14 protein-coding genes and 1 pseudogene are annotated in these 11,962 nt (G+C 38.3%); 14 read left to right on the top strand and 1 reads right to left on the bottom strand.

All coding sequences use genetic code 11. The annotated features are described in order from the left end of the window. The 9 genes from ACFX4L_RS17690 (at position 1) to ACFX4L_RS17650 (ending at position 6,624) form a co-directional block, all read left to right on the top strand. Positions 1 to 138, top strand: a complete 138-nt coding sequence (locus ACFX4L_RS17690; RefSeq protein WP_377383334.1) for a hypothetical protein — start codon at positions 1 to 3, stop codon at positions 136 to 138. A gap of 49 nt (positions 139 to 187) precedes the next feature. After that, positions 188 to 1,363, top strand: coding sequence for an acetyl-CoA C-acetyltransferase (locus ACFX4L_RS17685; protein WP_377405749.1), 1,176 nt, complete (start codon positions 188 to 190; stop codon positions 1,361 to 1,363). Between the two features lie 243 nt (positions 1,364 to 1,606). Then, a complete protein-coding gene (locus tag ACFX4L_RS17680; protein WP_377383335.1) occupies positions 1,607 to 1,789 on the top strand; it encodes a hypothetical protein in 183 nt (60 codons plus the stop codon). 15 nt (positions 1,790 to 1,804) lie between these two features. Beyond that, positions 1,805 to 2,191 (top strand): acyl-CoA thioesterase, encoded by a 387-nt coding sequence (locus tag ACFX4L_RS17675; protein ID WP_377383336.1) that lies wholly within the window; start codon positions 1,805 to 1,807, stop codon positions 2,189 to 2,191. Between the two features lie 18 nt (positions 2,192 to 2,209). After that, the gene (locus ACFX4L_RS17670; protein ID WP_377383338.1) at positions 2,210 to 3,421 is read left to right on the top strand and encodes an FAD-dependent monooxygenase; all 1,212 of its coding nucleotides are present in this window, start codon (positions 2,210 to 2,212) and stop codon (positions 3,419 to 3,421) included. A gap of 1,308 nt (positions 3,422 to 4,729) precedes the next feature. Next, positions 4,730 to 4,945 (top strand): hypothetical protein, encoded by a 216-nt coding sequence (locus ACFX4L_RS17665; RefSeq protein WP_377383340.1) that lies wholly within the window; start codon positions 4,730 to 4,732, stop codon positions 4,943 to 4,945. A gap of 40 nt (positions 4,946 to 4,985) precedes the next feature. After that, a complete protein-coding gene (locus tag ACFX4L_RS17660; protein WP_377383342.1) occupies positions 4,986 to 5,666 on the top strand; it encodes a DsbA family protein in 681 nt (226 codons plus the stop codon). Further along, complete coding sequence (locus ACFX4L_RS17655; RefSeq protein WP_377383344.1) at positions 5,666 to 6,109, top strand: disulfide oxidoreductase; 444 nt, start codon at positions 5,666 to 5,668, stop codon at positions 6,107 to 6,109. The genes ACFX4L_RS17660 and ACFX4L_RS17655 overlap by 1 nt, the downstream gene beginning before the upstream one ends. A gap of 215 nt (positions 6,110 to 6,324) precedes the next feature. Beyond that, positions 6,325 to 6,624, top strand: coding sequence for a hypothetical protein (locus ACFX4L_RS17650; protein ID WP_230137289.1), 300 nt, complete (start codon positions 6,325 to 6,327; stop codon positions 6,622 to 6,624). 385 nt (positions 6,625 to 7,009) lie between these two features. Here the strand turns inward: ACFX4L_RS17650 and ACFX4L_RS17645 are convergent. Beyond that, positions 7,010 to 8,439: pseudogene (locus ACFX4L_RS17645) on the bottom strand (IS4 family transposase). Between the two features lie 137 nt (positions 8,440 to 8,576). On the opposite strand from ACFX4L_RS17645, the gene ACFX4L_RS17640 reads away from it, so the two are divergent. From ACFX4L_RS17640 to ACFX4L_RS17620, 5 genes are all read left to right on the top strand, one after another. Next, complete coding sequence (locus ACFX4L_RS17640; protein WP_061466433.1) at positions 8,577 to 8,759, top strand: hypothetical protein; 183 nt, start codon at positions 8,577 to 8,579, stop codon at positions 8,757 to 8,759. Continuing rightward, the gene (locus tag ACFX4L_RS17635; RefSeq protein WP_377383346.1) at positions 8,752 to 9,396 is read left to right on the top strand and encodes a M23 family metallopeptidase; all 645 of its coding nucleotides are present in this window, start codon (positions 8,752 to 8,754) and stop codon (positions 9,394 to 9,396) included. The genes ACFX4L_RS17640 and ACFX4L_RS17635 overlap by 8 nt, the downstream gene beginning before the upstream one ends. After that, the gene (locus tag ACFX4L_RS17630; RefSeq protein WP_081109057.1) at positions 9,389 to 9,505 is read left to right on the top strand and encodes a M23 family metallopeptidase; all 117 of its coding nucleotides are present in this window, start codon (positions 9,389 to 9,391) and stop codon (positions 9,503 to 9,505) included. The genes ACFX4L_RS17635 and ACFX4L_RS17630 overlap by 8 nt, the downstream gene beginning before the upstream one ends. A 168-nt stretch (positions 9,506 to 9,673) precedes the next feature. Further along, positions 9,674 to 9,982: a hypothetical protein gene (locus ACFX4L_RS17625; RefSeq protein WP_125161340.1), complete on the top strand. Its 309-nt coding sequence runs from the start codon at positions 9,674 to 9,676 to the stop codon at positions 9,980 to 9,982. Then, positions 9,979 to 11,541 carry a gamma-glutamyltransferase family protein gene (locus ACFX4L_RS17620; RefSeq protein ID WP_377405747.1) on the top strand — a complete coding sequence of 521 codons (1,563 nt, stop codon included), beginning with the start codon at positions 9,979 to 9,981 and terminating at the stop codon, positions 11,539 to 11,541. The genes ACFX4L_RS17625 and ACFX4L_RS17620 overlap by 4 nt, the downstream gene beginning before the upstream one ends. The last annotated feature ends 421 nt before the right edge of the window (positions 11,542 to 11,962 follow it).

The raw sequence follows: 11,962 nt of genomic DNA, 5'->3' as shown, positions 1-11,962 counted from the left end.
ATGGGTTTGAAAAAAGAACTTGAATTTGTGCTGCAGTCTAAACTGTTTTTCACAGCTGATGTTCAATTGGTTCCCGAAGAATCGTTACCTGAATTCGATATAAAAGCAGAACTGACCGAGGATTTATATAAAAAGTAAAAATGAGTGTTTGAAATGAAAGCGTTCTATTAAAAAGGAGATGTGTAGGGTGAGCAACGTCGTACTAGTAGAAGGAGCACGTACTGCATTCACGGAAATTTCAGGCTCATTTAGAGAGATTTCCGCAACAGATTTAGGAGTAGAAGCAGCTCGGCAAGCGATTCATAAAGCGAAAATCCACCCAGAGGAAATCGATCAAGTCGTATTTGGAAATGTCCAGCAGTCCAGTAAAGATGCACATTATCTCGCTCGTCATGTGGGTTTAAAGGCAGGACTTCCCATCCATGTACCTGCATTGACGATCAATCGCTTATGCGGAACTGGTGTAGAATCCATATTAACGGCTGCACGATATATTATGTCCTGCGAAGCAAAAGTGGTATTGGCCGGTGGAACAGAAAGCATGAGTCAAGTCCCGCACGTCATTCCTGGAATGAGATGGGGGAGCCAGTTGGGTGGGCCTGTTATAGAAGATTGGGTGTGGGATGGATTATATGACACGTTTGGTGAGTGCAGTATGTCTGTTACTGCGGAAAATCTAGCAGAAAAATATGGGATCACTCGTGAGGAGATTGACAGTCATGCATTGTCAAGTCATGAGCGGGCGCTGGCAGCGATGGAAAAAGGCTATTTGAAGGAAGAAATCGTTCCGATAACGGTTCAGGAAAGAAAAGGAAGCAGAGTCGTTGCAGAAGATGAGCATGTCCGGAAAACAAGCATGGAAAAGCTCGGTAAACTAAAAGCCCGCTTTATCGAAAATGGTGTTGTGACACCTGGAAACGCGAGTGGTATGGTTGATGGTGCTGCTGCTGTTATTGTCACATCTAGCGAATATGCTGCCGAAAAAGGTCTGAAGCCCATTGCTAGACTAGTTGCCTGGGATGTTGTTGGTGTCGATCCAAAATACATGGGCATTGGTCCAGTACCGGCGATTCAAAATGCTTTACAAAAAGCAGGATTAAGAGTGGAGGATTTGGACTTAATTGAAATCAATGAAGCTTTCTCCGCTCAGTATTTAGCATGCCAGAAAGAATTAGGCTTTGACCTAGAGAAAGGAAATGTGAATGGTGGTGCGATCGCTCTAGGTCATCCACTTGCGGCTAGTGGCGTAAGAATTACTCTTTCCCTTGCCTATGAGTTAAAAAGACGTAACAAAAGGTATGGAGCTTCTGCTGTCTGTATTGGTGGGGGGCAAGGGATAGCATCTATTTGGGAGCGATTATAAAACAGAGCTATGACTTGAACACATATATGTATCCCTGTAAATAATCTTCTGAAATTATGCAGAAATAGATTGTGGGGTTTTTAGTATAGTTATTTTTCGAATTATGAGAAAAATAAAAACGTTAATTAATAGAAGAGTAGTAGGAGGGAATAGTATGGAATTATCCTTCATCCCTTGAAGCCATTGTTCGTAAATTCGATTTGATTAAAAAATTTCCGAATTATTTACTATACAGATTTTGAAATGAATCAAGTGAAAATTCAAATTGAAAGGCGAGAAGAAGTAATACCAATTTTGGCACAATTATTACGCAAACGTGTAGGTCTACGAATAGAAGTGGAGCAAGTGAAAGACAATTCCTTGTCCCGTTTTACAATGAAGGCTCGTCGCGTTATTGACAATCGTACATCTAAAGTAACTGTATAAGAAGGAGGTTGTTAAATGGAGTATAAAGTAAAAGTACATTGGGGCGACACGGACGCTGCGGGCATTGTATATTATCCAAATTTTTATAAATGGATGGATGAAGCAACACATGAATTTTTCTCAGCGATTGGACACCCCACAGATGTTTTATTTAAAGAGAATGTGGCATTACCTTTAATTGAAACGCATTGTGAGTTTAAACGACCCGTTCTATACAATATAGAACTGATTGTGTACTCAGAAGTCGTACTATTAAAAGAAAAAGTGTTCAAATTATCACATCAATTTTATTGTGAAGATCAACTTGTGGCGGAAGGCTATGAAATGCGAGTATGGGCTTCAACAGCAGAAGGGCGTGCAAAGGCAGTAGCAATTCCAGAACAAGTGAAAAATAAACTATGATTAGAGGAGTAGGTAAAAATGACAAACACACGTGAAGTATTAGTTATCGGTGCAGGACCAGTTGGTATGACGGCTGCCCTTGCACTACACAGCCAAGGTATTCAGACAACAATTATTGAAGCAGAGCCAGAAGGACGTGAACGTGCAGGCAGTCGCGCGATTTATATTCATAAAGAAACTTTAAAACTATTAGAAAGTATTTCTCCAGGCTTAGGTTTTGAATTAGCGAATATCGGTGTGGTTTGGCCTGTCAAGAAAACGTGCTATCGAGGCGAATCGATCTATAAACGTGTTTATGAGCCACCAGCACCAAATACGATTCCAGCGTTCTCAAGTTTACATCAACGTGAAATTGAAAAAGCGTTATTTAAAGCATGTCAAGCTGCCAATATAGAGTTTATATGGGGAGAACCCGTGAAAGACGTAGTCCCTTCAAATGTAGGCGTTATAATTGAAACCGCAAAGAGTACTTGGAAAGCAAAATATGTTGTTGCAGCAGATGGTGCACATTCTAAGGTAAGAGAGTCTGTCGGCATCAAATTCAAAGGGCCACGTACAAGTGATGCGTTTGTCGTAGTGGATGTAAAAGAAGACGAAAAAAGTCCACTTCCAGTGGAACGTATTTTCCATTATCAACATCCAGATGCTGGTGGCCGTAATGTGATGTATGTACCATTTGCAGGTGGCTGGCGTATCGACTTACAGCTATTTGATGAAGATGATCGTGCGTACTACGGTTCAGAAGAAGGCGTACGCGAATGGCTTCCAAAAGTAATGGATCCGAAATATACAGAACGTATTACATGGATTTCAACCTATACATTCTATCAAGTAGTTGCAGAAAGCTACACAGATGAAAATCGTCGCGTCATTTTAGCTGGTGAAGCTGCCCATTTATTCGCTCCATTCGGCGCGCGCGGATTAAACTCTGGGGTACCTGATGCAATAGTAGGTGTACAAGGTATTGCACACGCATTAAAAGCTGATACGGTTGAAGAAGCTCGAACAGCTATTGAAGCAGCAGCGAATGAGCGTCTAAGCGCAGGTTTATATAATCGTGAATGTTCAAACTTAGCTCTTGAACATATTCAAGGTACAAATGAAGAGATTAAGCTAAAACGAGAAATTAGTGCTTTCTTAGCGCCGCATATTCCGAAATTAGGAAAATGGTTAGACGAAGGCCCATTCGGACCACGTTCTGGTCCACCAGCATTATCAACAAAGTACTAATTTATTCTGGGCTTTAGCATCGTTGCTGTTTGCAAGTGGAATGATGGAGGAAAATGAAGTCGAATAAGAAATGTGCTGTACTAACATATTTCTTATTCGACTTTGTTAACTAACAATTTATAATCCAGCCCAAAGAGTAGTATTTCTCCATTGAAAAATCACTATTTACACAATTAAATTCGGGACTAAATAAGTATAAGTAGGCCACTTTAGCTAAAGTGGGTATATTTTAAGGATCTGAAAATCGAAATAGTTAAGACGAAAATTGGGATACTAAAGATTGTTCATGAAATTAGGAAAGATTTTAAATAAAGCATTCGAATAATCGGTTGTTGTTTTTGGTAAGAACGATGAAACCCTCGAATGACCAGAGAAAGAAGCCTGGTAAAAAAGAAAGTAGAATTGTGTCGTCGGGATCTGGAAGAGTTTATGAATTAAATGTCGCAACGTACAAGGGGTCGTGACGGAGCGATAAGGTGGAAGTGAAAAGAGCACTCATTTTGTACTGACCCCATAAAGTTAGACAAGTTATTTCGTTAGGCAGCCCCCCTGCAAAAATATGGTCTAACACCATTTTTTTTATATAATACTCGAAAACTAACCTATTGTAAGCTATTGACATGGTGTATACACTAACAATTACTATTATTAAATATAAATATTTTACAAAATACAATTTCATCGTTTTTTTCATTTTAGAAATAATTTTAATAAAGGAGAAATTATATGACAACTGAAATTGTTCTACCAAAAGCAAGGCTTCTAAGTTACTGTAAACAATGTCTCTCAATCTATTACTATTAAATAGAACAGAATTATCATAAAACGATGAAATAAGACAATACAGCCAAACGAAAATAGATTTGTATATCAAGCTGTATTAACATGACTATTTTTTTAAAAAAATGAAACCGTTTTCTCTTCGGATTTTTGTATTCACACATGTATTTGGGGTAATTGGTGAATCTAATTAGAGTGTTTTCGTTTACGAATATTTAACTGTCGTAAAGAAGGTAGCTAAGACTGCAAAAATGGAAACATATAAAATGGCGATACTTTTTGGTGACGTCCAATCATTTACTCTAAACTAGAAAAATAAACCAAAAGTTTGATTCTTTAAGTAAGATATACGGATGGGTGGAGGGGTAAAATGGAAACAATAGATATTCAAGATCAATCAAATATCGATCCTATAGTACTTAAAAATAGGGAATTAGGTACCAAAAACCTTAGTAGTTTATTTTATCGGTATATTACTTTCGCTATTTTAGTGTTGAAACGACAGTAGCATCTTCAGGAGTTTCACGATTGTTTGACCTTTTCTATCAGGGAACCATAACGCGTGATTTAGAAATTGTCCTAGATTTAGGCATTGATAGCGCGATGTTATTGATAGCCGGATTATCCTTTTTAGGGTTAACCATATTGTCATACATAAAAAAGGCTCCTATCCTATTGAGTTTCACAATGAGCATACTATGCGTCGTAACGGGTTATTTAACTTTAATGGTCAGCATCCAATAAAGTTTGCATCATTTAAAAATACAATAAGAGGTGAAATGAGATGAAAAGTAAGAATTCTAGTTTTAAAATTGCAGTTATACTTACCACTGTTATATTGGCTATAATCGCTGCACTAGTTGTTATCAATAATTTGAACTCAAAAACAACCAATGTATCTACCACAGGAAAAAAGCCGCCTATTGAAGGACAACCGACTATAGGGGAAGCCGATGCCCCTATATCCGTTGTAGAGTTTGGTGATTTTAAATGTCCATCTTGTAAGGCATGGGGAGAAACGGTTTTCCCTAAATTAGTTGAAGATTATGTCGATAATGGAAAAGTGAAATTCTCTTATATAAATGTACTATTTCATGGAGATGAATCACAGTTAGGTGCAGTCGCTGCTGAATCAGTATTTAAAAACTCTCCAGATGCGTATTGGGAATTTCACAAAGGGTTATTTAAGGAACAGCCAAGTCAAAATCATGATGGATTATGGATAACGCAAGAGAAAATACTAGAAGTAGCTAAAGCTATACCTGGCATTGATGCAGATAAATTGGAATCAGATATTGAACAGGAGTTAGTGATGGGAGAAGTAAATAAGGATACAGAATTAGTAGAAGAGTTTAAGATACAGCAAACTCCAACAATAGTGGTGAATGGGACAATGCTAAAAGATCCTTTTGATTATGAAAAAATAAAAAGCCTTATTGAGCAAGAACTAGAAGGTAATGAATAATGAAGGAGGCTAAGGCCGGATTCAATAGACAATTTTTTCTCTATTTAGCATGGCTTGTTTCAACAGTGGCTACGCTAGGGAGTCTTTATTTTAGTGAAATACGTGGTTTTATTCCATGTGAACTATGTTGGTACCAACGGATATTAATGTATCCTTTAGCTTTAATTCTTGGGATTGGCACCTTTCAAAATGACTCATCAGTAAAGAAGTTTGTATTGCCTATGGCAATTATTGGTTGGTTTATTTCTATTTATCATTACTTGATACAAAAAGTTCCTGGCTTTGCAGAAATAAAGCCTTGTGTTAACGGTGTCCCGTGTAATGCCCAATATATCAACTGGCTTGGTTTTGTAACGATCCCCTTTTTAGCCTTAACGGCTTTTACTTTGATTATTGTGTCTATGGTTCTTATAAAAACACAAAATACCAAAAAAGGAATTTAATATAACTAGTGGTAGAGGAGGAGTGGGTAGGCAATTCCTTTTGTTTTATATTTTAGAAAAGCCTCCAAAAAGGAAAAGTAGCTTTTATCGTGCTTTTGGGAATCGTGGGGATTCATTATTTCTTGCGATTTCTTCCTTCATTTAATATGAATAATTTAATGGGTCTGTGAGAAACTATCAGTTGTTGTTTAGTTAAATCAAAAGGAGGAATTCTTATGACTCACATCACAGACCATCACCACACAGGAGAAACTGTATCAGAAGCTGGTGCTTACATTTGTACTACTGGAGAAAAAAAAGAACTGCATCAAGGGGAAACATTTCCTGAATGTCCTTCCACAGGAAATTCTACAACCTGGACTCATGCAAGCCACGTTCATAGAACTGGAGAAACTGTTATGGAATCAGGACATTATCTAGATGCAGATGGAGAACATGTGGTGCTTCAGCAAGGAGAAAAGTTCCCAAGCTGCCCATCAACAGGTGAATCAGTCACTTGGACGCATGAACAATAAAATTAAATGTACAATAATAAAACAACCATTAAAATGGCTGTCAGACTGTCGACATACTAGTTTACCTTACAGTGGCCACAAAAATATTAAAAGCAAAGGGACTAGGTTGGGAACATATAAATTTACTTGGAGAATATTCATTTGATTTGAATACGACCATTAAAGATATAAAATGATGCTGATATCTACTTAGCGTGGGAGAAACCAGTTTTTCATTTCCATTTATTATATTAACATGGGTTTTATGTCAAAATGTTGGCGGCACCCCATGCCCATCAAGCTAACACCAAAGAGTACTTAAAGTAGATCTATTTCTACAAGATAATCGTTCATGCAATTAAAGAAAGACATGCCAAATAAGCCTCTGATAGGTCATTTTTTTTCGCTATGCTGCACTCTTGTGACACATGGTATACTGATAGACAACACCCAATATATCAAAGACTGTCTTTTTCTCATAACGGTGGGATTTTCGCCCGTTTTTCTGTAGGAGGACAAACAGGCGAAGTAGAATCTTTGATAGCTCTTGGGTGCTTTTTTGTATCGCTTGAAACAGCAGTAAAAAATAGTCTTTGATGATATAAATAGCTTTATATTCACTAAGTTCTCGTTTTTTCTGGATGAGGAGTAGTTGTCGCATTTGAAACATGGTAGAGGAACAGAGAAGAATGCCAATCAGTTGACCATAGAGATGACATTCTAATCGCTCTTTTTTGATCTCTTTACAATCATCTATTTCAAAGAAGCATTTCCAAGTTTTAAAGAGTAATTCGATTTGCCAACGTAAGGAATAAAGATCGTGAACATGTTCCGTTGCAACATCTTCGGGTAGAGCATTGGTTATGTATACATTCATAGCACTCAATCGTTTACTGCGTTCTTTCATGACAATCCCTTTCTTTTTCTCCTTTAGGGCTTGATTTTCCCACCGTTTTCGGGTTTGTTCTTCCGTAAGCCGGTGGATAATGACTCTAGTCGGCAACTTTTGATACTGGCCAATGTAAACGTCAGAGATCTCATAGGTTTGTCCTGGTTTTAATTGATGCATAATCTCTTCCATATCCAATTGAATATACTCGGTTTGTTTTTTGACCGTTCCATTTTTGAAGTATTCGGGATTAGAATTTCGCAGATGAATCCGAGTGTTTAATTTTAAGCGAGAGATATAATAGGCTCCTTTCTTACCCATTTGATAGAGATCTTTCAAGTCAAAATAACCTAAATCACGTATACATAAGTCACCCGTTTCTACCGTTTGTAAGCACGTAGAACCGTAGGTTTTATCATTTTGTTTACCAGGTCCTGAGTGAACGTGCAGGAATTGACCACTGAGGAGATCATATTCTAATTGAACCTTTACGCCAGCTGTATGACCACTGCCTCCAGATCCTTGATAGGCTGAGGCAAACATGTCTGGGAGTTGAAAGGTCGTAGAATCCAAGATTCGTATACGCTGAAACTGAGAAGCGTAACGATGAGGAAGAGCCTGAGAGGCATATAGCTTTTGAGTAAGCAGGAAGTAAATACCTGTTCTAAGAACTTGACAGCCGAAGGATTAAATCGTTGATTGAGTCCTTCAGGACTTATCAAGACTCCCGTTGAAGATTCTAAACAACTACATAACTGTGTTAGGGAAGTACTCGCTACTTTTTGGCTTAACCACACGCACAACGCTATTAAATCTTTAGCTTGGTACTTACTCGTCCTTTGAACAAAACCTACCTTTTTAGCTAGCTCTTGGAGAGCTTGTGGAGCCAAGGATCGTTGTAGTTCCTGTGAAAAGAGGGTAAGTTCGTCTGAAATTTCGCGACTCATAAAAAAACACCAGCCTTTCCATGATATTACAGAAAGGATAGCGTTTTTTTCGCTTTTGGGGAAATGATTTGCCCTTAGCTTGATGGGCATGTGGTGGAACCCCTAAAAGGGGAACGTTAGACGGTCAAAAAATTGAAGTGAAAAATACTTCTGCTACACCAGGGGATTTTCAAGAAGAAACGCAAATATGGAATATTGAAGTAACAAGCGAGCAAACCGATACTGAAGGGAAAAAGCAAAAGGTTATCACTCCCTATTCTGTCTTACTTAAAGCCAATGGCGACACTTGGAATGTGGACGGGGTGAGGATCGATGAGTGAACAGGCTGCTGTTGAATCAATTGGCAAGGAAGAAGTTAACCAAGGATCTAAGTGGTGGAAATGGTTGATTGGGGGCAGTTTGTTAGCTTCTTCGCCTTTGCTGGTTATGCTTCTTCTGTTATTCGGGTTTATGTTCATGTTTCTCATGATCTTTGGAACGATGACGGAAGAAGGTGAAACAAAGATCATTGGAGGGGAGATTTCGCAAATTGGAGAAAATGAAATCCCTGCTGAATACCTTCCCGTTTATAAAGCTGCTGAAGAAAAATACGGGGTTCCGTGGAATCTGCTTGCGGCTCATCACCGGGTAGAAACCAGGTTTTCAACATTAGAAACTATGGTTTCCTCGGTCGGGGCAATCGGACATTTGCAATTCATGGTTTTAACTTGGATTGGTTGGTCATATCCAGGTGGGGATCGGCTAGGAAATGCAGATAGAATTGATTTTGCGTGTAGTATTGGCCAATCGGTCCCAGCTTCAAAAGACGGTAAGGTGGTTTATGCCGGTTGGCAAAACCCGAATAATCATAAAGAAGGATACGGACTTTATGTGTGGGTGGATCATGGAAATGGTTCTAAAACGACATACGCCCATTTATCCGGTTTAAGTGTAAGTCTGGGTTGTGGAAATGGGTGATGTAGTCGGGAAGTGTGGCAACTCGGGTTCGTCAACGGGTCCACATTTACATTTTGAGATTTTTCAAAATGGATCTCGGATTGATCCGTCACCATTTATCGGTTTATAACCCAGATAACTAAAAAACGGCTTCACAGAATCGATTTTGCGGGACTTTTTGGTCAAAGGTAAGGGTATGAGTCTTAAATGTTCTAAAAACAAAAATAAAGCCGTTTAAAAACGTTTTAAATCGATGTGGATAATTTCGCATCTTTAAAAATTTAAAGGAGGGTTTAATATGCCAGCTTTTTTCACACCAGTAACACCTATTCGATATGTATCTTTTAATTTTGAAGGATATATTGATTCATTAAAAGAGAAGTATTTGGGTGACTTATCTTTTTATAATGATTTAACGAAATATGCATCAAACGAAGCACGTTTAGAACAAAAGAAAGATAAATTTGAAATTAAGTTAGATCACTCACACGTTGTGGAACGAGCAAAAGAACGTAAAAATAAACAAACAAATGATACGCCTGTTAATAATAAGAAGTATATTCAAACGAACTTCAGTAGGTCTGTACATGAAGGAGGTGAAAGATGATGAAAAAACGAAACGTAATAATCGCATCCATTCTCATCTTTTCACTCGTAGTCGGTGTATATGCTTATCAATTCATGTTTCCGAAACAAGAATATGCGGTTAGTACATCAGATCCGCTTGCAACGAAAGTTGGAATGGATGTATTAAAAAACGGGGGAACAGCTGTTGATGCTGCTATTGCGATTTCGTATACGCTTGGAGTTGTTGAACCTTATGCCTCAGGAATTGGCGGAGGCGGAGGAATGTTAATCGATCGTGCCGATGCCTCTCCGACATTTATTGATTACCGAGAGGTAGCACCTAATGATGATAAAGGTGAAGAAGTAGGTGTACCAGGATTCGTCGCTGGTATGGATTATATTCATCACAAATATGGGACGTTGCCGATGAATGAGTTAATTGATCCTGCTATTGGATATGCAGAAAAAGGTTTTACGGTGGATCAAGATTTGCATGATCATCTCATATCGTATAGCGGCAACATTGATGAGCAAGAACTAAAAAGCTTTTATTCAAATGGAAAAGCGATTGATACTGGTGATACTTTAAAGCAGTCGGAGTTAGCAGACACGTTGCAAACCATCAAAGAAGAAGGACCAAATGCTTTTTATAAAGGTGAAATTGCAGATGAAATACAGGGTGAAACAGAAATTTCAGTACGTGATCTACGTGAGTATAAGCCTGTGGAACGAAAGCCTTTAATGACGACTTATAAAGGGCATGAAATCATCAGCGCACCTCCTCCGTTTTCAGGTGCAACATTAATTCAAATGTTGAAAATGGCCGACAAAGAAGATGTTTTGAGTTTAAAAGAGAAACACCCAAGCCTTTTCTATCATTATCTCAGTGAAATTTCGAAAGTGGCGTATCAAGATCGTTTGAAAAAGATGGCTGACCCATCATTTATTAAACAAGCATCTGATGACTGGGTGGATGATCACTACGTAAATTTATTAATTAAACAAATTAATGAAACCCAAGCTAACAAAACGAAAGTTAGTGACGTGGAAGAGCACGAAAGTACAACCCACTTCGTTGTCATAGATGGTGATGGAACGGTTGTCTCTACAACGAACACACTCAGTAACTTTTTCGGAAGCGGTAAATATGTAGATGGTTTCTTTTTAAATAATACGCTTAGTACGTTCGGTGAAGGAATTAATAAAATCGAAGAAGGAAAGCGCCCGAGAACGTTCACAGCGCCAACTATTATTCGAGAAGGTGACGAATGGATAATGGCCATCGGTACACCGGGTGGAAATCGAATTCCACAAGTGCTAATGCAAGTAATGGGGAACTATTTTGAAAATAACCAATCAATTAAGAAATCCATTGAAAGCAAACGAGTGATTTTCGAGTCGCATAAGTTTTATTCAGAAGCTGAATTGAATGAACAAACAAAAGATCAGCTAAAAACATATGGGTATGATTTGGAAACTAATGATAACCCAATGTTCTATGGAGGCGTTCAAGCGCTCGTCAAAGATTTAAAGAAAAATAGGATTAAAGGTGACGCAGACTTACGGCGTCACGGTTCATGGGAAAAAGATACTAAATAAAATAATGGAGGATTGAATAATGATCGTAAAACAAATCGTAGGAGTAATTGGCCCAATTGCAATTATAGCAGGAGTAGTTGCTGGACTTGGATTGCTATAACATCCAGCAACATTATCTCCGATTGGGGTACAGCCACATCGCCATCAAGCTAGCAATAACGAGTTACCCCAAAACGATAAAAACGAGTAAGATACACAAAATTTTCGTTCTGGGGGTATTATGATATCTTACCTTGATGGCTATGTGGTAGGACCCCTTTAAGTAAATAGGGACAAAACCGATTACGGCAGGGGCTTTACAAGCTCTTGGTTAAGATTGTTTTATTTGAAAGAGGACTCTAGTTTTTGAAGTGAACCCAAAAAGTTAGACACTTTATTTAATTAGGCAGCCTTGAGGGCATGAACCCGGTAATCTACCGGG

The sequence above is a fragment of the Peribacillus sp. YIM B13482 genome (genome assembly GCF_042787975.1).
GTDB classification, from domain to species: Bacteria; Bacillota; Bacilli; order Bacillales; family DSM-1321; genus Peribacillus; species Peribacillus simplex_A.
This window is presented reverse-complemented; position numbering and strand designations above follow the sequence as displayed.